The sequence below is a fragment of the Methylobacterium sp. J-030 genome, assembly GCF_022829545.1.
GTDB lineage: Bacteria > Pseudomonadota > Alphaproteobacteria > Rhizobiales > Beijerinckiaceae > Methylobacterium.
Genome location: NZ_JAKSYM010000376.1, coordinates 21,708 through 46,326, shown reverse-complemented (window position 1 = coordinate 46,326; position 24,619 = coordinate 21,708). Strand labels below are relative to the sequence as shown.

The 24,619-nt window shown below is 59.4% G+C and carries 20 protein-coding genes and 3 pseudogenes; 8 read left to right on the top strand and 15 right to left on the bottom strand.

The annotated features are described in order from the left end of the window. Window positions 1-243: 243 nt before the first annotated feature. On the top strand, window positions 244-1,089 hold the full coding sequence (locus MKK75_RS30750; protein WP_244046267.1) for a hypothetical protein: 846 nt from the start codon (window positions 244-246) through the stop codon (window positions 1,087-1,089). 36 nt (window positions 1,090-1,125) lie between these two features. Here the strand turns inward: MKK75_RS30750 and MKK75_RS30745 are convergent, their stop codons facing one another. The 3 genes from MKK75_RS30745 to MKK75_RS30735 form a co-directional block, all read right to left on the bottom strand. Next, complete coding sequence (locus tag MKK75_RS30745) at window positions 1,126-1,461, bottom strand: hypothetical protein (RefSeq protein WP_244046266.1); 336 nt, start codon at window positions 1,459-1,461, stop codon at window positions 1,126-1,128. Window positions 1,462-1,488: 27 nt separating this feature from the next. After that, on the bottom strand, window positions 1,489-2,232 hold the full coding sequence (locus tag MKK75_RS30740) for an FkbM family methyltransferase (RefSeq protein WP_244046265.1): 744 nt from the start codon (window positions 2,230-2,232) through the stop codon (window positions 1,489-1,491). A gap of 158 nt (window positions 2,233-2,390) precedes the next feature. Then, the gene (locus MKK75_RS30735; RefSeq protein ID WP_244046264.1) at window positions 2,391-2,939 is read right to left on the bottom strand and encodes a hypothetical protein; all 549 of its coding nucleotides are present in this window, start codon (window positions 2,937-2,939) and stop codon (window positions 2,391-2,393) included. 457 nt (window positions 2,940-3,396) lie between these two features. Between MKK75_RS30735 and MKK75_RS30730 the strand changes: the two genes are divergently transcribed. Together MKK75_RS30730 and MKK75_RS30725 are read left to right on the top strand one after the other, a co-directional pair. Further along, window positions 3,397-4,083 carry a GDSL-type esterase/lipase family protein gene (locus MKK75_RS30730; RefSeq protein ID WP_244046263.1) on the top strand — a complete coding sequence of 229 codons (687 nt, stop codon included), beginning with the start codon at window positions 3,397-3,399 and terminating at the stop codon, window positions 4,081-4,083. A 528-nt stretch (window positions 4,084-4,611) separates the two neighbouring features. Then, complete coding sequence (locus tag MKK75_RS30725) at window positions 4,612-5,055, top strand: atp-dependent helicase (protein WP_244046262.1); 444 nt, start codon at window positions 4,612-4,614, stop codon at window positions 5,053-5,055. 223 nt (window positions 5,056-5,278) lie between these two features. Here MKK75_RS30725 and MKK75_RS30720 read toward each other — a convergent pair whose 3' ends face one another. The 7 genes and pseudogenes from MKK75_RS30720 to MKK75_RS30690 form a co-directional block, all read right to left on the bottom strand. Continuing rightward, on the bottom strand, window positions 5,279-6,352 hold the full coding sequence (locus MKK75_RS30720; protein ID WP_244046261.1) for an FkbM family methyltransferase: 1,074 nt from the start codon (window positions 6,350-6,352) through the stop codon (window positions 5,279-5,281). Between the two features lie 486 nt (window positions 6,353-6,838). Further along, window positions 6,839-7,729 (bottom strand): NAD-dependent epimerase/dehydratase family protein, encoded by an 891-nt coding sequence (locus MKK75_RS30715; RefSeq protein WP_244046260.1) that lies wholly within the window; start codon window positions 7,727-7,729, stop codon window positions 6,839-6,841. Between the two features lie 8 nt (window positions 7,730-7,737). After that, the gene (rfbC, locus tag MKK75_RS30710; protein ID WP_244046289.1) at window positions 7,738-8,283 is read right to left on the bottom strand and encodes a dTDP-4-dehydrorhamnose 3,5-epimerase; all 546 of its coding nucleotides are present in this window, start codon (window positions 8,281-8,283) and stop codon (window positions 7,738-7,740) included. A gap of 5 nt (window positions 8,284-8,288) precedes the next feature. Then, complete coding sequence (locus MKK75_RS30705; protein WP_244046259.1) at window positions 8,289-9,548, bottom strand: class I SAM-dependent methyltransferase; 1,260 nt, start codon at window positions 9,546-9,548, stop codon at window positions 8,289-8,291. Beyond that, on the bottom strand, window positions 9,545-10,660 hold the full coding sequence (gene rfbG / locus MKK75_RS30700; RefSeq protein ID WP_244046258.1) for a CDP-glucose 4,6-dehydratase: 1,116 nt from the start codon (window positions 10,658-10,660) through the stop codon (window positions 9,545-9,547). Before rfbG ends, MKK75_RS30705 begins: the two co-directional genes overlap by 4 nt. 8 nt (window positions 10,661-10,668) lie before the next feature. Continuing rightward, window positions 10,669-11,439, bottom strand: coding sequence for a glucose-1-phosphate cytidylyltransferase (gene rfbF, locus MKK75_RS30695; RefSeq protein ID WP_244046257.1), 771 nt, complete (start codon window positions 11,437-11,439; stop codon window positions 10,669-10,671). Window positions 11,440-11,656: 217 nt separating this feature from the next. After that, window positions 11,657-12,057: pseudogene (locus MKK75_RS30690) on the bottom strand (IS630 family transposase); the annotation flags it as partial. A gap of 632 nt (window positions 12,058-12,689) precedes the next feature. Here MKK75_RS30690 and MKK75_RS30685 point away from each other — a divergent pair. Both MKK75_RS30685 and MKK75_RS30680 read left to right on the top strand, forming a co-directional pair. Further along, the gene (locus MKK75_RS30685) at window positions 12,690-14,288 is read left to right on the top strand and encodes a DegT/DnrJ/EryC1/StrS family aminotransferase (protein WP_244046256.1); all 1,599 of its coding nucleotides are present in this window, start codon (window positions 12,690-12,692) and stop codon (window positions 14,286-14,288) included. Between the two features lie 559 nt (window positions 14,289-14,847). Further along, window positions 14,848-15,984: a glycosyltransferase gene (locus MKK75_RS30680; RefSeq protein WP_244046255.1), complete on the top strand. Its 1,137-nt coding sequence runs from the start codon at window positions 14,848-14,850 to the stop codon at window positions 15,982-15,984. Between the two features lie 65 nt (window positions 15,985-16,049). Here the strand turns inward: MKK75_RS30680 and MKK75_RS30675 are convergent, their stop codons facing one another. Further along, window positions 16,050-16,859: an IS5 family transposase gene (locus MKK75_RS30675; protein ID WP_244046254.1), complete on the bottom strand. Its 810-nt coding sequence runs from the start codon at window positions 16,857-16,859 to the stop codon at window positions 16,050-16,052. A 139-nt stretch (window positions 16,860-16,998) separates the two neighbouring features. Here MKK75_RS30675 and MKK75_RS30670 point away from each other — a divergent pair. Further along, window positions 16,999-17,942 (top strand): IS630 family transposase gene (locus tag MKK75_RS30670; protein ID WP_244046253.1). Its coding sequence is split into 2 segments (ribosomal slippage): window positions 16,999-17,335 and window positions 17,335-17,942, totalling 945 coding nucleotides; the frame shifts between segments, so codons are not numbered across the junction. A 37-nt stretch (window positions 17,943-17,979) separates the two neighbouring features. Here MKK75_RS30670 and MKK75_RS30665 read toward each other — a convergent pair. Continuing rightward, window positions 17,980-19,305: an IS701 family transposase gene (locus MKK75_RS30665; RefSeq protein WP_244046252.1), complete on the bottom strand. Its 1,326-nt coding sequence runs from the start codon at window positions 19,303-19,305 to the stop codon at window positions 17,980-17,982. 747 nt (window positions 19,306-20,052) lie between these two features. On the opposite strand from MKK75_RS30665, the gene MKK75_RS30660 reads away from it, so the two are divergent. Both MKK75_RS30660 and MKK75_RS30655 read left to right on the top strand, forming a co-directional pair. Further along, entirely contained in the window at window positions 20,053-20,412 is a 360-nt protein-coding gene (locus MKK75_RS30660; protein ID WP_244046251.1) for a hypothetical protein, read from the top strand. 94 nt (window positions 20,413-20,506) lie between these two features. Continuing rightward, window positions 20,507-21,378 (top strand): annotated as a pseudogene (locus MKK75_RS30655) (IS630 family transposase); the annotation flags it as partial. Here MKK75_RS30655 and MKK75_RS30650 read toward each other — a convergent pair. From MKK75_RS30650 to MKK75_RS30640, 3 genes and pseudogenes are all read right to left on the bottom strand, one after another. Then, window positions 21,379-22,365 (bottom strand): annotated as a pseudogene (locus tag MKK75_RS30650) (IS481 family transposase); the annotation flags it as partial. A gap of 306 nt (window positions 22,366-22,671) precedes the next feature. Further along, on the bottom strand, window positions 22,672-23,187 hold the full coding sequence (locus MKK75_RS30645) for a GNAT family N-acetyltransferase (RefSeq protein WP_244046250.1): 516 nt from the start codon (window positions 23,185-23,187) through the stop codon (window positions 22,672-22,674). 91 nt (window positions 23,188-23,278) lie between these two features. Then, entirely contained in the window at window positions 23,279-24,415 is a 1,137-nt protein-coding gene (locus MKK75_RS30640; RefSeq protein ID WP_244046249.1) for a DegT/DnrJ/EryC1/StrS family aminotransferase, read from the bottom strand. Window positions 24,416-24,619 lie beyond the last annotated feature (204 nt).

Here is a 24,619-nt window from a genome sequence, read left to right as displayed (position 1 = left end):
ACCGATAGGCTTGCACCGATGACTTCGTGACCTGTGCCCCCTGCTCGGTCCAAAGGGGGGAGCAGTACGACAGGCGCGGAGGTTATAACCGCGCAAGTATCTGGGCTCTCTTCGCCGCAAGAGTATTCTGGGGGAGGCAATTCGCCACCGACCCTCGCGCTGGGCAGTTCAAGCCCAGTCGGTGATGACGAACTCGCCGAGGTCAAATCCGCGTATCAGCCGGTCAGATCCCCTCCACTCGCCATGAAGGATGCGCAGGACCAGTTCTTCATCACTGCAGTCTTACATATTCGGCGCGGTGTTGTGTTTCCATCACATATTCAGCGCGCAAAATCTTTTACGAGATACCTGCCTTGTGGGTGTGGAAGCATGCGCGCGCATATCTTTGGCGATAGTCACGGCAATTATCTTTTTGCCAGGACTGAGAACGCCGATCTCCATTGCATTCCTGGACGTACTATGCATCGCGTCGGTCGCGATGGCGCCGCGGATATGCTCCGGCAGACCCAGTTCGAACCGGATGATGTTATTATTTTCGTCTTCGGCGAAGTTGATGTTCGATGCCATATGCTGCGGATCGCCGCTTCGAAAGGTTTGTCCCTTCAGACTGAAGCCGATGATCTAGCGACGCGGTACGTCACGGCTCTCACCGATGCAACAAACCAATTCCGACATCGACCGAAGATCTGTGTGATGGGAATTGTTCCGCCTATCGATCCGTTGGTGCCGAATCCTATACTGCCCAACGTCGGCACGCTGGCCGAACGACTCGTTGCCTGGTTCCTGCTCGACAAGGCCCTAGAGGCACGGACGCATCAGGCCGGCTACACTTTCGTCCCGATTCCGCGGGTCTACCATTCGCGCGACGGATCGCTCAAGCGACGCTACAGCGACGGCCATGCTCATATTGCTAAGGACTGCACCGAAGCAGCTGCGCGTGCCGTTGAGAAGTCCCTCGGCATCTCTCTAGGATTCCGCCCGCTCCCAGTCTGGCGCAACATGCTGCGCGCGGCGACGCGCCAGCTCGCGATCCTCAACCGGGACTATGCTGTTCTGTGGACGCTCGGCGAAGCTAACGTGGACGGATAGTATTTTTTTAATTTCGTCATGCTTGATCTTAATTCGTCACGGTGAATAATGATTTTGAGCGCTCTCTTGACGGAGGACATGGGCTCGGAATTCAATAAAAGCCGCTCGCAGTTTATCGAGATGAGCCTCATTATGCGCGCGGAACGCTTCGCACCCACCATCGGGGATGTATTTCATCGCGTACATCGACGACATTGCCCGCATTTTGCTAGCGGCTAAAGCAAGATCTGCGGTCCACTCAATCTCGTGTTGGACAAGATAGATGCGTCTCGCGATTTCCTTAACCTGTAATCCAAGAGCGTTGCCTGCGCCCATGAGCGCAAACAGATCGATCATCGTGTCGAGGATAGGGATCGCCTTTTTGGCAGACATGCATCACTCCTCCCGGCTATCGATCGTTCACACTGCCTCGCCATATTTAACATACCAATCGTCGAACATGGAGAAGGCTGAAAATTTCCTCCGGTATCCCCATCGGCTGAGGACATCGTAGATGTCTTGCCGCCTGTCTGAATAATTATGCTCCACATTAAGGAGTTTAATATCGTATTCTGAAAAATCAAAGCTGTTCAAGACGTCGAATTCGCCCCCTTCTATGTCGACGCTCAGATAATCTATATTCTTGGGCGCTTTGGCTGATGCTAGAAAATCACTGAGTGATATGGTTTCGACGTCATAACGTGCGCCGCCTGTCCGATGTGAAGACTGAAAATCGGCATCTGCGAAGCTATCGAGGGTCGAGAGCTCTGTGACATCTGTTTCATGAAAGCTCAACGTTAAGCCGCTCTCTTTATAAACGCACTTATTTGATATGAAGCAAGAGCGGTTGGAGTAGAGTTTCTTGTGCCAAATTCGACCCGGCTCGGCGACTGCTCCTTGCCAACCATACATCTTCTCCAAGAGAAGCGTATTGCTCAATGTTTTGCCGTCGCAGATGCCAAATTCCACAAAATAACCATCACGCTTTTCTCTAGTTTCATATAAGACCCACAGATCCTGAAGAACTTGCGAGTTCGAGTAGGGTGCATATTTCGCAGCAAAAGAGAGAAAATTTAGTTCGTCCGAGTATAGATGAGGCCTGGTTTCCAGCTTTTCTCTGATACCAAGAAGCGACATAAAAGTGGTTAGGATTTCAGTTTCCATCTCTAGCTTGATCTCCCGCGAAAAAAACTAGCTACAATGAGCAGTTATGAAGATGTCCTCTGCTTAATCGCACAGAGAATACTTCAGATGAATTGTAGCAAGCATGAGTTATGTGTTGCAGAGGGCAATATGAGATCCGTTAATTAGATGAAGATATGCTATAACTCCCGCGACAAGACTTTCCTGGCTGCGTTGAGCAGTGCAAAATGTTGCGACGCTTGAGGTCCGCCGTTTGGTATTTGGCGGCCGATATCGGCTATCGCTCGGCGAAATTTTTTCTTGTCGAGTCCGAGTGGCCGTAAGCTTTTGATGACAGCATCCAAAACTATGTCGGCTGTTTTCGCGCGTTCATCCGCTGCCTGAGCGTCAGATTGAACCTGTTCGGAAAACAGGACTGCTTGCTTGAGGCGTGTGTTGTCCGCCTTTATATTTTGCTCCCGCGTCCGCAGCTCAAAAACCTCGCCTTCCAGTTTCCGGAGGGCCGCATCCTTTAACTCACACTCTTTGACCAGGAGCTGAAGGCTGATTTGATATCTGTATGCTTTCGCGAAAAGATCTTCGGAAAATTCTTGCGCTGTCGTGCCCCCCATTGTTTGTCCCTTTTCGTTTATGTGTTTCGGCGTCGTAGAAGCACCCCCGGTATGGTCCAGGGCCTGCGCACGGTCTTGGGCTGCGACAGCTTGGTTGGCGAAGGCGGTGGGCGTCAAGCCGCTTTAGGGTCCGACGAGGCGCGATCGTACAACTCTCGCAGAAACTGCTCTGCGTCGCCGATCGGTTCGGTGCCAGATTGTCGCCGTACTGGTGCAGCATCCGACGTAGCGTCTTTTAGAAAGCTTCGCAGCAGGCTTACGACAGGTTGCCGCGGAATGGACGTCCGCCGCGAAGGCGAACGGCCGCTCGTCGAGGCTGCGCCGCCACTTCCGCGCGCCAGCCAAATTCGCGCGTTTGAGCGGGACGATGAACTCGTGTTGAGGCAGGTTCTTAGCGCCGCTCCTGGTGTTACGAGCAGATGACTGAACGCGGAGACTTGCGCGTTCGTCGCGGCGGCCCTTTGAAGCCGGTGTCGACTCGTGGATCCGGGGGAAGGTCGACGCCGTGGCGCGTTCAGACCCATCGGCGTACAATCCCGCATTCCACGAAGTCCGAGCGCCGAACACCATCCGCATGAACCTGCTCCGCCTGATCCGAGCTTCATTAAAGCGCGGATCACTCCGCGCCCAGCGCAATCTCCCGGTCATGGGCGCTGCAGAGCCGCGAGGGCCGATCCTGTTCATGGGGGACTCGATTACCGGCCTCTGGGGCATGCATCGTACGGCACAGTTCATCGAGCATGCGTTCATAAATCGTGGCATCGGCGGTGAGATGTCGGGGCAGGTGCGGGCGCGGCTCGCGCCGGCGATCGCGGAGACGCAGCCTACAGGCGTGCACATCCTGTGTGGGATCAACGACATCGCCCATCGTGCAGCGTACGGCGAGGATATGGATCCCCGGGGCAACATCGCCGCCATGCTAGCCGAGGCACGGGCACGCGGCGTGCGGACCTGGGTAGGATCACTCACCCCTGCCGACTGGCTCATCTGGGGAGGCATCGATCCTCGGGATGAGATCACAGCTATGAACGCGTGGCTTTGCGATCACGCGGAGAGCATGGGCGCGATCTATGTCGACTATCACGCGGTGCTGGCGACGCCTTCGGGTAGCCTACTTCCGGAATATAGTGAGGACGGACTCCATCTCACCCCAGCGGGTTACGCGGTCATGGAGCCGGTGTTACTGGCAGCACTTCAAAAGCAACCTCATCCGCCCCCCTGGGGTACCCGTCCACCTCGGCGATCGTCTGGCTTTGGCTGAGTGCCTTGTCTCCGATCAGGTCTTGAGCGCAGATTGGGTCCTTGAAGGCGTCGCCAACTCTGAGCGTGTCCTTCTCCCTGATTATGGGGCCCCGTGCTCAGCTTGGGCACTCCCGGTGGGCGGGAACTGCAGCAGAAACGTTCGACGAGTGTTACGCCCATCCCGATCCTGCGCTTGTGGGCTGCCGATCTGCCGCGGAGTCGGCATCGCCCTCAACGATGGCGACGAACGCGAGGTGCGAAGTCAGCTATATCCCCCTGGGGCCTTCGCGGGTGATGAGATTTGGGACAGAGGGACCTCACCGCGACGCGAGTGCGTCCGAGTAACCAAAGCTTGCCAGATCTGTGTGCAGATGAGTCCACCCGTTTATGATGAAGTGAACTTATTGTTGTTTGAGGGGACCTGGAGCAGCGGGTCCCTATGAGGTAGCTGTCTCAGGTCAGCCTCGAACGAAAACGGTAAAGACGCCAGAAAATGATCTTGATCGGAAGGGAGGCCGCGCACGCACAGGAGTTGCGCTTGCTCGCTATGATCGTGGAGCTGCAGGCGCGGTATAAGGGCACGTTCGCGCGCGAGGATGGTCTCATCGCGGAGCGCGAGGCCGCCCGAGCGGTGGCGCGCTCCATGACCCGCGCTCGGGATGAGCTCCTTCAAAATTGCCGGGCGGCGCGGGCGCAGGAGTCCGCACACAGCGAGGAGATCGCAGGCTTACGCGCGGAGCTAGCTGAGACCAAGGCCGCCCTGCTCAATGCGCGCGATGGGGCGCTAGCTGAAGCCAACGCTCGCGCGGAAGCCACCCAGATTACGCTGACGGCCCTACTGGCGAGTATCAGCTGGTGCGGGTTGCGGCGGCGCAAGTTCCGGGCGCTGATCGCCGAAGCTGCCCGAACCATCCCGGATGAGGGCCCAGCGGCCGTCCAGCACCACATCCTGCTGAGCGAAGTGCGGAAGGTGCTGACCCTGAACGAGTAAGTAAGGCCGTGAGAATCCGTTCTGGGGCTTTGTTTGCTCATCGTGTCCATGCGGTCGGCTGTGCGCTAGTGCATAGACGCCGACGAACGCAACACGCGCTTGTCCGCTAACTTGCTGCGTTTACATTGAAAACTAACCTGCCTTATGTACGTTTTGTCGGTGTCAGAGCACTAGTTGTTGGCAAGACGGCCCGCCGGGCCATCGTAGTTGCCGACGAGCACGCTTAGAACACCTGCACTTGGTCGAGATGGAAGGCCGTGTGCTCCGTAAGTTGGAGACGTACATAGCGCGCGGGAACGCCATTGAGCATCACCCGCAGCGGTTTCGTGGTCGCGCCGCCGAAAGTCTGCCCGACTTGGTCGTGCACGAGGTCCCAGGTCTCGCCGTCTCGGGAGAGCAGCACCTGTAGCGTACGCGAGCGCTCACGTCCGGAATCCATGCGGTTAAAGATCCGCACCTCGTTCAGGGGTTGGGCGGCTTCCAGGTCGACCTGCCACCACGGCTTGTCCTCGAAGTCGGTGTGGAACCCGAACTGTCCCGTGAGCGCGCCGTTGACGGCCCCCCCGGGACCCTGGGCGGTATGGAAATACGACCACTCGCCGAAACTGCTCTGCGTCGCCGGCTTATTCAATGCCAGGTTGTCACTGTACGCCGGCAAAGGCGCCACCTCCCGTCGCGGCCGGGAGTAGAATGCTTCTCCATGACCCCAGCGATCCATCGACAGCCATCGGGGGGACAGATCGAAGGTCGCCAGGAAGTCGGTGATCTCCTGGTACGTACAGCCTCCCTCGTAGAGAGGCTGTTCGCTCACCTCGATGTAGACGCCGTCCACGGCCGGCAAGCTCTGGCGCGCACCCTGCAGAACCCGAAGATCCGCCCCTTGCGCGTCGATCACCAGAAGGTTCGGCACCCGCCCCCGGTTGTGCTCGGCGATGATCTGGTCGACCGTGGTCGTAACCATGCGCTGCGCACCCGTGTAGACGATGTCCGGGTGGTGCTCGGCATGCGCGCCCAAGGCGAACAGGCTCGAGGACTGTCCGCCGTTGCTGGCGACGTTGAACAGCACCGCCTCGCCCGCCCGCTCCGCGCAGACCGCCCGGATGGCCTTGTGGAACGGCATGTCGGCGAGGTTGGCTTGCAGGATCGCGAAGGCGCTGTCGACCGGCTCGACGTACAGGACCGGGCTGGCGCCGCTCGCCGCGTAGTCGTTGCGCTCCTGCCCCTCGTTCGCCCCGACGTGGAGGACGCTCTCGACCGGATGGCCAGCATGGCCCATCTGCACCAAAGCTTCCAGCATCTCGAAATCCAATCCTCGCTCGCGCGCAAGCCTGACAAATCCGGCTCGATCAGCAATTCTCGTGCGGGCGTAGGCGAGAACCGACTAATGCTTGCAATCACCGATTGTGCTCGGTGAGTGCTATTTGTTCCGAATAGGCCAAATTGGGCGAATCTGTCCAGGTTCCCCCTGGGTAGGTGCTCAGTAATCAACCGGTGAGGGGCCGAACGGTCAGGCGGCTTGTGCCGGAATTAACCCGTATGGTGGATACCGAGATCGCTCTCGTGTGAAGTCTTAACCCAATACCGAAAAGCCGCCCCCCATACCCTGCCGAGTTCTATAGGGAGGCGATCGATCGGGTCTGTGCGCCGAGACCTGATTGATCTGACCCGCCGTCTAAGGTCTCCGCGCAGGCGAAGCGTAAATGGGTAGCCGAGGCTGACTGCAGCGAAGGTCTGCAGGCAATTTTGTTTGGCGCCGCCGGGTCTGCAGGCTGCCTTCATCGAGTTACTGCGTTGACGTGAGGGCGGCATGGGTGTGTGTAAGACCGCTGTCAAGATCATAGCTGGGGTGAAAGCCGACCTCATCGCGCAGGCGAGCGACATCCGCTTCAATGCATGTCGGTTCGCTCTCCGAGAGTTGGCGAGCACCAAAATCGATTGAACCAGGTCGGCCGGTCAGCTGGCCGATTCGTTCCAGGATCGAACGAACCGGCACAGCTTTGCCCGAGCCGATATTGACCGAACCTGTGACCTTCGTGTCGATCAAAGCTGCGAAGGCCGCGGCTACGTCCATGACGTGGCTGAAGTCACGACGCTGGTGGCCTTGGCTGGTAGCAAAACGCTCGCCCGATGCGAGAAGACGAAATGCATCGCTTACCAGCCGTCCCGATTTCTCCCCTGGTCCGTACAGGAAGAACAGCCTTCCCCACGCGAAGGACAATCCGGTCTCTCTCGCGTAGGCCGCCAGAATGCGCTGGGTTCCATCCTTTGCGGCGCCGTACAGGGTGGCCGGGGCGCAACGGCCATCCTCGTGCAACCGCTCGGGACCCCAGGCATATTCAGCGCAGGTCCCCGCGACCACCGCGCGTGTACCGCCGGCCTCCCGAAAGGCGCGGATCAGCGCGAGCGTGCCGGCCACCCAGTCGAGGTTGGCCGGGGCGCGCCAGTACTGGCCTGGCTCGGCGTACCAAGCCAGGTGCAGCAGGTGGCTCGCCCCGATCGCCCTCATGGCGCTTCGCACCGCCTTCGCATCGAGCAGGTCGACCTGGTGGAAGGCTATGGCTCTGGACGGCGCTTGGCGACCGAGCGCATGCACCTCGTAGCCGCGCGCCTGGAGCGCCGGGATCGCGTGGGTGCCGACGAAGCCGGTCGCACCTGTGAGAACGATACGCCGCATGTTCGAACTCACGCGAGCGTGTCCCTGCCGGTCCAAGCTGGGTATGCGAGGTCGCGCTCGGTGATCACCGTCACCGGCTCTGGCCAGACCACGTCGAGAGCTGGGTCGTTCCACCGAATGCCGCGGGCCGCTTCGGCAACGTAGAGCCGGTCGATCATGTAGAGCACTTCCGTCTCGTCCTGGAGCGTCTGGAAGCCGTGCGCGAAGCCCGCCGGGATGTAGAGCGCCATCCGATTGTCGGCGGACAGCTCAACTCCGACGGATCGCAGATAGGTCGGCGAGCTCCAGCGCAGGTCGACGACCACGTCGTGTATCGCCCCCATCGTGCAGCGCACAAGCTTGGTCTCGGCGTGCGGCGCGATCGCGTAGTGCATACCCCGAACCGTGCCGCGCCTCAGGTTGAACGACACGCTTGACTGCTTGAAGCGACTCACCAACCCCTGCTCGGCTAGCGTGTCTTCGCACACCGTCCGGGCGAAGAAGCCGCGCTCGTCCGTGTGCGGGCGGAGGCCGATCCGGTAGGCCCCCGCGAGCAGCAACTCCTCGAAGATCACGTGATTCACTCTAGCGTGAGGCTTGGGATGGCGGTGACGAACCGCCCGCCCCAGGCGCGGATCCCGGCCATCTCCTGCGTGATCTCAGTCTTTAGGTTCCAGGGCAGGATCAGTACGAAGTCCGGTCGCAACTCCAACAGCGCCTCCGGCGAGATCACCGGGATCCGGCTGCCGGGCAGGAGCGTGCCCTGCTTGTGCGGCGAGCGGTCGGCCACTGCCTGGACGAGTTCCGGGCCGATTCCGCAATAGTTCAGGAAGGTATTGCCCTTAGCCGCCGCTCCATAGCCGCAGACCCGCTTGCCCGCCCGGCGCTGCCCGATCAAGAACTCCAGGCTTGCGCACTTGATCTCAATTACATCCTCGGCGAACCGCCCGTAGCCTCCGGCCGAGAATAGACCGCCGTCCCGCTCGTCAGCGAGCACCCGCGCCACCTCCGGTGTCTGCGCGTGCGGCCCCTCGGCGTGGCAGAAGAACACGCGCAGAGACCCGCCATGCGTCGGCAACTCCTCGACGTCGAACACACGCAATCCTGACCGCTCCAGGATGCCGGAGACCACACCCAGGGATAGGTAGGAGAAGTGCTCGTGGTAGATCGTGTCGAACTGCTTGTGCTCGATCATTCGCAGGAGGTGCGGGAACTCGAAGGTGCCAGCGCCGTCACGCTTCAGAAGCACCCGGAAACCGGCCACGAAATCAAGAATGTCGGGCACGTGTGCGAGCACGTTGTTGGCCGCCATCAAGTCGGCGCCGTGCCCCTCGGCGAGTAGCCGTTCGGCTGTGGTCTTGCCGAAGAATGCGACCTCGCTCGGTACACCTTTCTCCCGCGCCACGGCCGCGACGTTGGCCGCCGGCTCGACCCCCAGCACCGGCACGCCCCGGGCGGCAAAGTACTGCAACAGGTAGCCGTCGTTGCTGGCGACCTCCACCACCTTGCTGTGCGGCCCCAGGCCGAAGCGCTCGGTCATGGCGGCGACGTAGTGTTCCGCGTGGCGCAGCCAGCCAGCCGAGAAGCCCGAGAAGTAGGCATAATCAGAGAAGATGTGCTCCGGGCTTTCAAACGCCTCGAGCTGCACCAGCCAGCAACGCTCACAGACGTAGGCGTGGAGCGGGTAGACCATTTCTCCCTGCCCTGCCCTGTCGGGAGGCACGTAGGAATTGGCTAACGGCGACAGGCCGAGATCTGCCACGGTGCGCGCGAGGGGGGCGCTGCAGGCTCGGCAGCAGCGCCGGTTCACGGAGACCGGAGGGGTGCCCGTTTCGCTCATGCCAGATGGCCTCCCTGCGCCAGCGCCTCGTAGCGCGCGATCTGTTCGAGCGTCAGCGTGGCCGCGTCCGCTCCCTTCGCCTGCGCGCGGTACCACGCTCCAGTCCAGTCCAGCGCCTCCGCGAGCCGCAGCCGCCGATCCCAGCCGAGATGCGCGCGCGCCTTCGAGGCGTCGACCTTGAGGAAGGTCGCCTCGTGCGGGTGCGTGCCGCCGGCGAGCTGCCAAGTCGCCCCCTCACCCCAGCCCCCGGCAAGGCCCGCGACCACCTCGGAGACGGGCCAGCAATCCGCATCAGCTGGCCCGAAGTTCCATCCTTCCGCGTAGCGCGAGCCGGCTTCGCCACACAATGCCTCGGCCAAGCGCAGGTACCCCGAAAGCGGCTCCAAGACGTGCTGCCAGGGCCGTACGGCACTGGGCGCGCGGATCTCGACCGGCTCGCCTCGGTCGAAGGCGCGCACCACGTCAGGAACCAGGCGATCCAGCGACCAGTCACCGCCGCCGATGACGTTACCGGCCCGGGCACTCGCGATCTTCGCGGGGTGACCATTCTCGCCGAAGAACGAAGCGCGGTAGGCGCTGGTGACGAGCTCGGCGCAGCCCTTCGAGTTGGAATAGGGGTCGCGCCCGCCCATCGGCTCGTCCTCGCGATAGGCCCAGACCCACTCGCGGTTCTCGTAGGCCTTGTCGCTGGTGACGATTACCACTGCCCGCACCGAGGGGCAGCCGCGTACCGCCTCCAGCAAGTGGACCGTGCCCATGACGTTGCTGGCGTAGGTGCCCACCGGATCGATATACGAAGGTCGCACTAGCGCCTGGGCAGCGAGATGCAGGACGATTTCGGGCTGCGCCGCTGCCACGCACGCGGAAAGCCCGGCGAAATCCCGCACGTCGCCGATCTGGCTATCGATCCGGCCCGGCAAATCGGCCAGCGTGTACAGGCTCGGCTGGGTTTCGGGCGCCAGCGCGAAGCCGGTGACCCGGGCGCCGAGGCGAGCGAGCCACAGGCTCAACCAGGTGCCTTTGAAGCCGGTATGGCCGGTGATCAGCACCGCCCGACCGGCCCAGAAGCCAGGATCGGGATTCAGTGCGCGCGATGCGGTTGCGCCGGGCATGGGAGCCTTCACGCCCAGATTTTCCAGGGAGCAGCCTTGGCCGCCCAAAGCGCCTCGAGCTGGTTTTTGTCGCGGAGCGTATCCATCGCCTGCCAAAAGCCGTCATGCCGGTAAGCCTGGAGCTGGTCCTCGCGGGCCAGTCGCTCCAGAGGCTCGTTCTCCCATACTGTGGCATCGCCAGTGATGGTGTCGAGCACCCGTGGATCGAGAACGAAGAAGCCGCCGTTTATCACAGCGCCATCGCCAGCCGGCTTCTCGCGGAAGCTGCGGATCGCATCCCCTGAGAGCTCTAAGGCCCCAAACCGGCCGGGGGGGGCCACCGCAGTCAAAGTAGCCAACCGGCCATGGCCCTTGTGGAAGGCAGCGAGCGCGGTCAAGTCGACGTCGGAGACGCCGTCGCCATAAGTCATGAAGAATGGCTCGGTGCCAAGATACGGTCGAACGCGCTTGAGCCGGCCGCCGGTCATAGTCTCGGCTCCAGTCTCGATCAGCGAGACACTCCAGTCCTCGGCACCGCTGCGGTGGAACTCTACCGCGCCGGTGCCAGTCTCGACGGTGACATCGGAAAGATGCAGACGGTAATTGAGGAAGAATTCCTTGATCATGTAGCCGCGGTAGCCGAGGCAGATCACGAACTCGCGCACCCCATGGGCGGCGAACCCTTTCATGATGTGCCACAAAATCGGTTGACCGCCGATCTCAACCATCGGCTTCGGTCGCGCACCCGTCTCCTCAGACAGGCGCGTCCCAAGCCCGCCCGCCAAGATCACTGCCTTCATAAGCAACCTCACTTCGAACGACGAGCGCAGTGTTCACCCCACGCTACCGAACATCGGCACTGTCGCTCCTCGTCGATGAGCCCTATCCCCGATCCTGCTAGAGGCAAAGTCGTGGCTGCGATACCGGCTTCCAGGGCGGCTCGCCATTGCTATATCAATGATGGCAGGGGCTCCAAGAATTTGCTAATGGAACAGGCCTCACGGAGGAGTCCGGCTAGGATAGCCGGGCCGCCTTCAGGCCCTCGCGCTCCTGCTCTACGGCGTGGCCGATGTTCCTTTGCGCGTAATGCCGTGGCGTTTGAAGTGGCGAGACAGATTGCTCACCCTTACCTGCAGACCACGCTTGGCCGACCGGGCGCGCAACTCTCTCAGGAACAGCCCAGGCTGCGTCTTGTAGGTGTGGCGGACGAGATCGGCCTGTGCCTCGGTGGCGTGCGAGCGCTGGTCGCCGCGCCTCGGCTTGGCCTGCGTGCGCCCCTCCTGCAAAAGAGTTTCATGCCAGCTCACCGTGCTAGCCAGGCTGACCGCGAAGCACCGCGCTGCCTCCCGGCGTGAGGCTTCATCGTCGATCGTGGCCACCATACGTTCACGCAGGACGGCAGACAGAGCAGACGGCATCGGCTCTCCTCCTCGGAAAGCCACGCATCAATTCACATCCAGGTCGCCCCAAAATCCCAGCCGCCTCAGCGCGATCGGACAGCGCTCTAGCAACAGCTTCCACGAGCGCCTAATGAAATTCGCACGACATGAGTCCGACAGCGTTGCGTCCATATGGCCCATCTACCTCTGACACATGGCCTTTCGAACAGGAGCGAATTTGCCCACGCCGAAATGGGAGGTCTCACGCCCAATCGAATTCCAATTGCTGCATTAAGGCGAAGCTGGTGTGCCATCTCGTCGTCCGCGCGCTACTTACTTTCCCCCATGAGCGCCGATGACGGGCAGATACCGCGGCGCTGACCTTGCGTAGACGTCAGGCCGAGCAGCCGCGTCGCTGGCCCGCCAGATTGTACGCCGCGAAGGTACATCTATCTGAGGTTCAGCGCAAACCGCGCCGGGCACGCAGACCCGTAGCCCGGGTTGCGCGGCTTCCTGTTCGAGGTAATCAGCAGTTCAGCAGACGCTGGTGGATGGTAAAGCGACACGAGCTGTATTCAATCGCATCACCTGATCGTCAGCTGAATAGCACAGAAATCTACTCGGTTACACCAGTCGATTGATGCGAGATATCCACCAAGAACGAGGCAAAAATGACGACGACGCTGACGCAGGCCAATAATACGCCGGAAAGCAATGAGCAATCGAGGCCCGGTGAATGCACTGACAAGGAGAGCTTTGACATTATCAAGATTGTAGACGCCCAAATGATAGTCAGTACACAGGGGAACCTCGGCGTTCTTGAGGCATCGAAGCAAATCGGCTTCGCTGTGAAGCGGATTTATTTTTTAACCGATCTTCCGAAAGACGCGCAGAGAGGCGGGCACGCTCATAAAAGCCTCGTCCAATGCTTTGTTTGCCTTAAAGGAGAGGTCACATTAGAAATCTCGAAGAGTTCGAAAAAAGACTCGATCAAGCTTAAGGATTACAGAAAAGCTGTTATCGTACCCCCAGGATGCTGGCGTGATTTAAAGGACTTTACAGACGACTGTGTATTGCTCGTTTTGGCCAGCGAAGAATATGACGAGCACGATTACATTAGAAATTATGATCAATTTATTTTATGGCAAGCCAATAATGAGGGAAACAAGCCAATCGAATTTATCTCTCTGGACGGGAGCCGTGAAACTAACTATAAGACCAAAGAAGCTATTTCACGGGTAATTGAATCGGGTTTGTACGTCGGCGGACCAATCCTTGCGGATTTTGAGGCTCAGTTCGCAAGCTACTGCGAGTCTCCGTTCGCTGTTGGGGTAGCCAACGGTTTCGACGCATTGTCGCTCACACTGCGGGCGTGGGGGATCGGAAAGGGGGATGAAGTGATTGTGCCTGCGCATAGCTTCATCGCTTCCGCTTTTGCCGTCGAGTCAGTTGGCGCCACTCCGGTCCTCGTCGATGTAGACCCCGAAACTGCCTTGCTTGATACGAAGCTTGTGCATAAAGCAATAACCCCTAATACAAAGGCAGTGATGCCGGTTCATCTATATGGTCATCCGGTTGATATGGACGCAATTCAAGAAATCGCTGAGGAGTTCGGAGTATTTATTCTTGAAGATGCCGCCCAGGCCCATGGCGCATCGTACAAGAATAAGAAATGCGGATCGCTTGGTCATGCGGCAGCTTTCAGTTTCTATCCTACAAAAAATTTGGGATGTGTCGGCGATGGTGGTGCTGTCGTACTGCGAGACGAAAGCGTCGCCAACAGAATTAGATCCCTCGGAAACTATGGCGCATTCCGCAAGTACGATCATAGGTTGATCGGCCAGAACAGCAGACTTGATACGGTTCAAGCAGCTGTATTGTCAATGAAGCTGCGCAAGCTTGATGAAGAAAATAAAAAGCGGAGCCAGCTCGCTCAAATGTATCAAGAAGGTCTCTGCCGGCTAAGTCAGATCGTTCTTCCCACTCCGAAACCGTATGCTGAGCCCGTATGGCATGTATATGGAATCCGTATTGTGGAAGGCGACAGAGATGACTTGAGGGATTTTTTGGCCGCAAAAGGTATTGGTACAAATCAACATTATCCGGTGCCAATCCATTTGCAGCCAGCTTACGCGGGACGGTGGGTAAGGGGGGCGTTTCCAGTCGCAGAAGAAATATGCGCCCAAACTCTTAGCCTGCCTTTATCGATTAATCATTCGCATCATGAGATACAGCGCGTCATATCGTGCATCGTCGGCTATTTCGAATAACTGCTAACTAAGGAACAGTGCGAGATGTTCTGTAAAAGGCCGCGGAGACGCGCCTCAAATCCTAGAATTGATCAACGTAGCATTTTGCTGCTTCGAACGAGAGGCGGCCGGATCGACTGCCCATTCAACGTTGTTAGGAGAGATCCATTGCCCAGCAGATGGCGCCACCCCCGGGCGAGCTGTGCCTGCTCCGCACCGTTTCTGTCCAAGCGCGGCTTGCCGAGCGGGGCAATCCAGAGCCGCAGGTTGAACGATCAGGGAGCACTCCAGTGAACAGCCGTACTTGCACGCAAATGGGGCCGGCAGGTCGATCGACGATTTTAGCCGCTTGTGCAATCCCAAAGGGGAGCCTCGCTTGATATTACCAATTCGATCCCGAATCTCGGCGTGGTTAAGCAGAGAGCTTACCCTAATATTCGGGGCGGATGGACGCCAGACACTAGCGATACATTTGCGGTAATTGCATCTAGGACCTCCTCAGGGATTTGCTTTTTCAATTTGAGCCCGTCATGAATGGGGATCTTAGGTGTCTATAAAAGCATGTTAGAAGGTGCGGTCAATGTTTCCGACATTTAAGAAATATGTACCTATTAGGGTGCTCGCGATCTCTGATGGAGAAAACACGCCTTCTGCCGAGATTTGTTTAGAATTGCCGCTCAACTATCTTTCTTCGCAAGGCAAGATAAGTTACGAGATACGCGGTGAATTCAATCTCCCAGAAGGTGATTTTTGGCGCTGGTCCGATGTTGTGATGATACTCAGAGGCGCTACAGACCGAGTGGCCGATTTAGCTTTGCAGGCCTCCAATGCCGGGAAAACCGTCATCTATATTACCGACGATGATATACAAGGATTATTAGACGATTTGCCGGCTAATGACGAAATTAGACGGCATTATGAGTCAATCAATGCTCTTGAAAACATACGAAAGATGGTCGCGATATCGTCCAGGGTTCTAGTATATTCGGATCTTGTCAAAGATAGATTTTCTAAAATATCACGAAATGTCGAGATTGTATCGGCGGCCGCCGATTTCGAGCGCATTAAGTCGTTAAAATATTCTGCAGTGATCGATAAGAGCGACGACGAATTGCGCATAGGATATGCGGCAAGTGGTGCTCGTCAAGATGACCTCGATTTACTTGGCGACGCGCTTCCTTCCCTTTTAGAAAAATTTCCTAATCTGTATCTCGAGACGATCGATCATAGGATCGACCACATCGCCCATCATCCGCGCTATCGGACATTCGAAAAAGTCGACGGTCTCGAAAATTTCTACAAATTGCTACTTTCCAGGGACTGGGATGTTGGGATAGCGCCGCTCGCGGAGTCGAGATTCAGGAGGTCAAAGACTAATAATAAATACCGTACTTATGCTTCCGCCGGCATACCTGGTATTTATTCGAATCGTGTTCCGTATAGCAATACTGTCGTAAATGGCAAGTGTGGCCTGCTTGCTGGAGATGGTCGAGAAGAGTGGCAACAATGCCTCGAGCGTTTGCTATTGGATAGACACTTGAGCCGCAGGATAGCTCAAAATGCCGCGATGGACGTTGAGTCTCGCTACGGATTAAAAAATGTTGCAAGCTACTACTTTGACGTTTTTAAAGGCAGGCCACGACACTTCTTGTCACTTTATATCCATCGTGTCTCTAACGTATTTTTGCATCGGAGTCGGGCAAAGCTGACAAATTAATTCTTAAGTTTTGTGGTCTGACCGACGTCGCGAGTTAGCTTCTTGGGAGTAACTCTTAGAGGCTGTTATGGACCTGTTGCGAGTTGAGCGGCCTGTTTGATCATGAGGCAGACGAAGGCGACGAGGTGGAGGTCTGCCAGGGTGCTGGCATAGCGCTCGTAATCTTTGACGAGCCTGCGGAAGCGCGTGGCCCAGGCAAAGGAGCGCTCGACGACCCAGCGGCGTGGGAGCAGCACGAAGCCGCGCTTAGCCTCGGGCAGCTTCACCACCTCCAGTTCGATGCCGTGCGCGCGGGCTGCCGCGGCTGGCTTCTCGCCCGTGTAGCCCTGATCGACGAAGGCGACTTCGACGTTCTCGCCGGTGGCCGCCTGCACGGCCTTGGCCAGCCGACCGACCTGAGCCCGATCATCGGCATCGGCGGGCGTAACGTGCAGCGCCAGGAGGTGACCGAGCGTATCCACCGCGATGTGCAGCTTCGAGCCCTTCTTGCGCTTGGCCCCATCGTAGCCGGCTCGTTCGCCGCTCTCGGGCGAGGAGCGCAAGGTCCGGCTGTCGAACACGGCCGCGCTCGGCTCCGGCGCCCGACCCGCGGCCATGCGCAGCACCGCCCGCAGATCCTCGGCCAGTTGCTCTAAACAGCCGGCAGCCAGCCAACGCTGGGCCTGCTGATACACGGCAAACCAGGGCGGCAGGTCGTGGGGCATCAGCCGCCACGGGCAGCCGCTCCTGACGACGTAGCGCAGCCCGTTGAACACCGCGCGCAACGCGTGCTCGCGCTGACCGGCATCCTCACGCAGCAGCGTCAGGTAGGGCGCGACCAGCGCCCACTCCTCATCGGAAACATCGGACGGATACGGCTTGCGGGTCGGGCTCATCCATGCTCATCTGAGCATCAGCCCGACCCAGGTCCATAACAGCCTCTAGAGCGTTTTCGGTTTGGGCTGAGTCGGCGTGGCGGGGTTCACGCGGCAGGCGGTGGGTGATTCACTGCCCGCTTTGGACGCGGAGCGAAGCATGGGCCGCCCCTACAGCCTGGATCTGCGCGAGCGGGTCGTGACCTCGGCTGCGGCGACCTCGCGCCGTCAGGCGGCCGCCCGCTTCGGGGTCGGCAAGGCGACCGCGATCCGCTGGATGGCGGCGCTCGCGACGACGGGCAGCGTGGCCGCCCGCCCCCAGGGGCGTGCCCGCCGTTCCAAGCTCGACCCGCACGAGGCCTTCCTGCGCGCCCTGATCGACGAGCAGGACGACATCACTCTGGCGGAGATGCGTGCCCGATTGCGAGACGAGCACGGCCTCAGGGTTGGGGTGGGCACGCTGTGGGCCTTCCTCGACGCGCGCGACCTCACATACAAAAAAAGACGGCCCACGCCAGCGAGCAGGACCGCCCGGACGTGAAGGCTGCCCGGGAAGCGTGGTTCGAGAGCCAGCCCGACCTCGACCCCGCCCGGCTGGTGTTCCTCGACGAGACGTGGACGGCCACCAACATGGCCCGCACGCGCGGGCGCTGTGCCAGGGGCGAGCGTCTACGTTCGCCGATCCCGCACGGGCATTGGAAGACCACGACCCTGGTGGCGGGCCTGCGCCTGTCGGGCATCGCCGCGCCCTTCGTGCTCGACGGGCCGATCAACCGCGACGCCTTCCAGGCCTACGTCGATCGGGTCTTGGTGCCCGAGCTTACCCCCGGCGACGTCGTGGTCATGGACAACCTCGGCAGCCACAAGGGCCCGGCGGTGCGCGCAGCCATCGAGGCCGCGGGCGCGCGGCTGCTGTTCCTGCCGCCCTACAGCCCGGACTTCAACCCGATCGAGATGGCGTTCTCCAAGCTCAAAGCGGGGCTGCGCAAGGCCGCCGAGCGCACGCGCGAAGGGCTCTGGACTGCGATCGGGCGGCTCGTCGAAGCCGTCACGCCCGACGAGTGCGCTAACTTCTTCGCCGCCGCAGGGTACGACCCCGATTAAACCGAAAATGCTCTAGCACTACCTGGGCACTTTGAGGTCAGATGGCAGCCGGAAGTGGCGCCGGCAGTGCGGGCATCGTACGGGCGGGATGAGCACCACGAACAGTCGGCCGATGATGGCCTGACGCACGGCCCGCAAGCTCGGAGACGGCGGCGGTCCTCGGAAGCCAGCCACCTTTTTCCCCCCGACCCGCTCGTTCGGGCCGAGCAAGGCGCAGATGCTGCAGGTAGGCGCAGGCGATGCACGTCATCAGCGCGTGCCGGTGCAGGCCGGTCCAGGAGCGGCCCTCGAAGTGGTCGAGGCCGAGTTCCTCCTTGAGCTGCTGGTGGGCCTGCTCGCAGACCCAGCGCGCCTTGATCGTGCCGGCCAGGGCGCGCCGGGTCGTGCGGGGCGGCAGGTTGGATAGGTAGAACTTGCGCTCGCCCGAGGCGCGCCACTCGCCCACCAGCCAGACCTCGTCGCCTGGCAGATGGCGGTTGTTGGCCCAGACCAGGCCCTCGCCCACCCGCACGCGGACCATGGCGAACCGGGCCGAGAGCGCGCCCTTCGTGCCTTGCCCCCACGTCACGCGCCGCCAGGGCAGCGCGGCCAGAACCGCCTCGGCCTCCCGCGGCTCCTGATCCGGCACGAGTTTGCGCGCCCGCCCGCCCGGCTCCACCAGCCGCACGCCGGGATCGTAGACTTTCTGATTCTTGGCGATCCCTACCGCCCAGGCCAGTCCGCGCGCGTTGAGGCCATGCCGGAACACGGCGCTACAGCCATAGCCGGCATCGGCCAGCACCACACCGAAGCGGACGCCCTCGGCGCGCAGGCGGTCGAGTTCGCTCAGCGCGATCTCGCCTTTGCTCTGCGGCACGAGCGCCGCTTCGGGTACGCCCGACCTCTCACACCGCGTCGGGTCAGCGAGCCACTCCTCCGGCAGGAACAGGCGCAGGGCGACCGGCACGGGCACCTCGCCCCGCGCCACGGTGAGCGAGACGAGCGACTGGCAATTGGCCTTCTTGCCGAGCGCGCCACAGTACTGGCGCGCCACGCCCACCGAGTGCGTGCCCTTCTTCGGCAGGGCCGTGTCGTCGATCACCAGGCAGGCATCGGATCCGCCGACCAGCCGGTCCGCGGAGCGGGCCAGTTCTGTCCAAAGCGGGCTGTCGTCCCAGGCCGGGCTGGCGATGAAGTGTTGCAGTTGGTCGTGGCCCGGCAATCCGAGGCGAGCCGCCATCGGCTGCAGGCTCTTGCGATCACCGGGACCGAGCAGGCCGCGCAGGTACAGCGGCGCCCAGGTGCGCCGCGTCTTGCGCCCCATCGTAGCCAGAAACGGGGCCAGCCATACATCGAGGTCCGGCCCCGACGATCTCTCACCCATATCCGTCTCCCGCAGTGCTACCGCAGGATCAAAACGCCCACCGCCCCTCAAAGTGCCCAGGTAGTGCTAGGCTAAAGACGACGCCGGTCTGAGCTCAGCGCTCCGACTCCGACGGCCCAACATGAAATTCCCGGCGCTACCGGACGCCACAGTCTAGCGCTGCCCTTACGGCACGAATGAACAGCTCCGCGCGTACCTACCTTCGTTCGTGAAAACCTCAGCCTTACCCGTTGTCTAAAGACCTTTCGCAGCCTCACGGCCCTATGAACGTGTCTTCCAAGCCTAGACGAGTGAGTCGAAATGCCCCAGGCTCTACCCGTCACACTATATACCGCGACCATAAACCTAGAGCTGTGGGCGATCTCGGTGCGCTCAGCCGGGATGGTGCCGGCATCTGAGCGGGGTGCGAGCATCATAGCGCTTTCCCGAGCTGAGAACAATTGCTTTGGCTCGGCCTTCAATCTTGGTCCTCAATCGATCAAGGCACCCAGTGTCAGCAAAGTATAGATACCTTACCTTGACGAGCTTGCCATCTTTGTTCTCGATGCGTCTGTTTCACCCTGAAGACCTGCAGAGCCCGATCAATTTGCCTCGCTTGTGTGGTTCTCCGAGCCGGCATATCGCAAGTTGGCTTGGACGTCGAACGACTCTGATCTAAGAGTTGTGCCTTCTTCGATCGGTCCGATCAAAGGTAAGCACAGAGATCTGTTGCTATTAGAACTATACCGCCAAAAAGGGAGCCGTCGCATGGGAATGGCTGAAGGATATAAGATTGACCTGTGGATGTTTCATACCTACAAACGGCAACTATGTGGATTTGCGGAACAACTTGAGGAAATATCTGGTTTATTGCAGGGCAGTACCGACCGCCTGGTTATAATAAATGAAGATATAACGTCACAAATTTTAAGAAGCAAGATCAGCAAGCCCGAGTATTATGCAGCGTCGTCGATTCCTACCGCCTCCGAGATCGAGCGGGTGCTGGTGGCATACAAGACACATTACAAGGCGCTCGTGGATACTTGGAACGCACTCGATTCAGACGTAAGGACAGGACTGGAGTCCCCACCGGCTAACCTACCCAATCTCAAGTTTCCTAAAAAATGAGGCTCATCGCTGGGTTGAATTGTGCTTAGAGCGGTGCCCGTTCGGTTTGCAACGGGGATGAGGCTGAGCGGTTGGTTGGCTGAGGAGCTCGCCGATGCCATCAGCCCTGTCGATCGATCTGCGGGAGCGCGTTGTCGCGGCTTTGGCTGACGGCGCCTCCTGCCATGGAGCGGCGGCCCGTTTCGGGGTGAGCGTATCGAGCGCCAGCCGCTGGGCGGCGCGGGTCCGGCAGGAGGGGCAGATCGCCCCGCGTGCCCGGGGTGGCGATCAGCGCTCGCAGGCGATCGAGGCGCAGGCCGATCTGATCCTGTCGATCTACGAGGAAGGGCCGCAGCTCTTCCTTCACGAGTTGCGCGACGTCTTGGCTGCGTGGGGCGTGACCACCAGCACGAGCGGGCTGTCGCGGTTCTTCGCCCGCCACGGCATCACCCGGAAAAAGGGGCTCTCTACGCGGCTGAGCAGGAGCGGGCGGACGTGAAGGCGGCCCGCCAAGCCTGGTTCGACGCCATGCCCGACCTCGACCCCGACACGCTCGTCTTCCTCGACGAGACCGCGGCTGCCACCAACATGGCCCGCCGCTACGGCCGGGCGCCCCGCGGTGAGCGCTGCCGGCTCCTCGTGCCCCAGGGCCACTACAAGACCACCACCGTCACCGCCGCCCTGCGCACAACCGGACCGTGCGCGCTCAGCCTCATCGACGGCGCCACCAACGGCGCCCGCTTCCGCAGCTACGTCGCCGACCACCTCGTCCCGGTGCTGCGGCCCGGCGACACCGTGATCCTAGACAACCTGCAAGCCCACAAGGTCGCCGGCGTGCGCGAGGCCATCGAGGCGGTGGGCGCGCGGGTCCTGTACCTTCCGGCCTACAGCCCGGACCTCAACCCCATCGAGCAGATCTTTTCCAAGCTGAAGCACCTGCTGCAGAGCGCAGCCGCCCGCACCGTGTCCGACCTCTGGGCCACCATTGTTTGGTCCCGGCATTTCGTGGAGCGGGTTTGACCTGAAGCGGCTGGGCTCGGCGGACCATGCTTTGCAGATGGCCTCGTAGGGCGTGAGACCACGCAGGGTCTTCAGACGGCGGCCAAAGTTGTAGGCCTTGACGAAGTCGGCCAGGTGAGCGCGAAGTTGCTCGTGGCTGTCGTAGTGGTAGCGTTTGACCGTCGCGTCCTTAATCGTGCGGTTCATCCGCTCGACCTGACCGTTGGTCCAGGGGTGACGCGGCTTGGTCAGACGATGGTCGATATCGTTGCGGGCGCAGGCGGCCTCGAAGCTGTGGGCTCGAAAGGTCTCGCCGGCTGCAATCGCTTCCTTGATGATGGAGGCGGCTGAGGCGACGTTGCCGGGCGTGGTGAAGTGGGTGCCGTTGTCGGTGAGCACGGTGTGCACCTTGTATGGCACGGCCTCGATAAGATGGCGAAGGAAGTCGCCTGCAACCCGTCGCGTGGCTTTCTCATGGAGCTCAACGAAGGCGAACTTGGTCGTGCGGTCGATGGCCACGAGCAGGTAGAGCCGTCCTTCGGCCGTGTGGACTTCAGCCAGATCGATGTGGAAGTAGCCGAGCGGATAGGCCTTGAAGCGGGACCGCCTGGGCTTGTCGCCATCGACCTCCGGCAATCGGCTTATGCCGTGGCGCTGCAGGCAACGATGCAGCGATGAGCGGGTCAGGTGCGGGATCGTGGCCTGGAGCGCGTAGAGGCAGTCATCGAGCGGCAGGAGCGTGTGACGGCGAAAAGCAACCACGACCGCCTCGTCCTCGGGTGACAGCACCGTCGAACGCGGATCCTTCGGCCCCGTGCGCCGATCGGCGACAGAGTTCCGCTGCCGCCACTTGGCGACCGTCTTCGGGTTGATGCCGTAGCGCTTTGAGAGCGCCCTCAGGCTCGCTTGACTATGCTGGATCGCTCGACGGACTGCCTCCGTCGTTGTGGCGCTGCCGTGAAGAACCTGGCCCATAGCGCGTCCCTCCACTCCGGCGTGAAGAGTGCACCATCAAACCCTGGGATCAAACATCTAGACAGCGCTGAGCTAGGTGGCGCAGCTAAGTGTGAAGTGCAACACCCAGCGCGACTGGTGCGAAAACCAACGCCCGCCCCTCTAGATAGGTGAATATCGGTTCATGCGGGACGCCGGAGGCGAGCCGCCATCTGCACCGCCGTCCACACCGGGCCCTGCCGGCGCCTCTGAGTTGAGCACAACCTCTAAGGCCGTCGACGCCTAAACTCAGTCAATAAATGCCTGAGGAATTGCCGCAAAAAGCTTTTAAGCAGACGGCGTCATCTTAACCATCGTTATAATTTCCTCGTCAGTATCTGCTACTATAAAGCCCAGTCTCTTATACAACCTTATAGCTGAGCAATTCGACGGCTTAACTACTAAGTCGATCCTAGTTATTCCCGCGGACGCGGCACGATCAATCACCAATCTGGAGGCAGAAAATGCTACTCCTCGCCCTCGCCACGGCTCGGCAATTAAGAGACGCCCCAGTTCAGCCGCTCCAGCGCTCCAATCGATGTTATACAGACTAATCGTGCCCACGGGCTCGCCATCCGAGAGCTCTATTATCCAATTGAAGTCGTTCCCTTTGGCTCGTGCATTTGCCAGCCACGCAAGATGGGTTGCCTGACTTAAAATACTTTGATTTATGAACCAGCGTCGGTTTTCGGGCTTGTTCCTCAAAGCCACCACGAATTCGGCTTGAGATTCGTCGGAAGGTATTAATCTGCATCCAAATCCGGTAATCGTATCGTCAAAGATCTTAAAATCTCCGCTTTCCATAATAGATTCCTCAATTTTCATCGGATTTGGAATGAGAGACCCAAGTTCTCTGTAGGCACGTGACTATCTGCCTCAATTTCAACAGCCACGCTTAACCGCATATAGTCTTGATATGGTGGCATATATACTCCACATCATCTCTTGACATGCGAAGATGCAACGGTAGTGAAATTACTTGATTTGAGTATTCGGATGCATTGGGGCAATGCGCGACGGACTGGTCATACATTGAAAATTCTCGGTTGTCCCTATAATGGACGCCCGGAAAAATATTAGCGTTGTTCAGCGCCAATAAAACTTCATCCCGTCGTTCAACTCTCACTTGATACAAATGCCTGGAAGATTCGCATCCTGCTGTGATGGGGACTCGGCGAATGTTCGAGTAACTGCCGAGCAACTCATCGTACCATTGAGCTATTTGGCGTCTATACGCGTTATCATGGTCTAGGTACCTTAATTGAACTAAACCTATAGCTGCCATAATTGAATTTCCATGATCTTTATATCCCAGATCTGGAACGTCATAGTACCACTTATACGCTCCGGCTGAATTCGTTCGGGTGAAGGTGTCTTTATCAATGCCGAGCCATGACATTTGCCTCGCCGCCTTGTCATGCTCGGCGTCGTTAAAGCAGATCATGCCGGAGTCAGCCGTCGGCAGATTCTTAACTGCCTGAAAAGAATAAACTACAGCATCAGCATCTCTGCCAGGAACTACACCGCGAAAACGTGTCCCGGCCATGTGTGCGGCATCTAATATGAGGCGCAGCCGATGCTCAGCACAAATTTCCCGTATTTGTTCAAGCTCTCCGACATTCCCGCCCAAACCAACAAATACTATCGCTCGTGTTCTACAATTGATCGCCTTTCGAACAGACAGCGGGCAGAGACAGCCGTACTCGTCAACGTCAGCGAAACTTACCTTCAACCCTTCGTATAAGATCGCATGATTTGTGGATACGAAAGTGATTGGTGTGCTGATTATTTCGTCGCCTTCTTCCCAACCATAATGCTTTTTTAAAATTCTAACGGCGAGATGAAGTCCTGCTGTTGCGGAGTTTACGAAGTGAGCATGCGGTAATCCGGTATATTGCTTCCATGCCTCTTCAAATTTTACAGTCTTATACCCGAGTCCTGTCCAACCGACTTCGAGGCACTCGCGGATTTCGTTAAGGCATTCGTCGATGCGATAGGTCGGCACAAAAAGTTGAATCGCATTTCGTTCCATGTCGTCACGGCCTTTTTGTTTATCGGCTCTACATTCTTGCAGAACCGCTTCTGCTTAGGTGTGTTCACCGCATAAAAACTTCAGATACTGCCCGGCTTATGCTGGTTAACACCTCAAGTCGAGACAATTACCAGTCATTGACAAGCCAAGGCGGGCGTACCTCCTATGCGATACGGAACTTAAGATTCTTCAGGACCTTCTAGC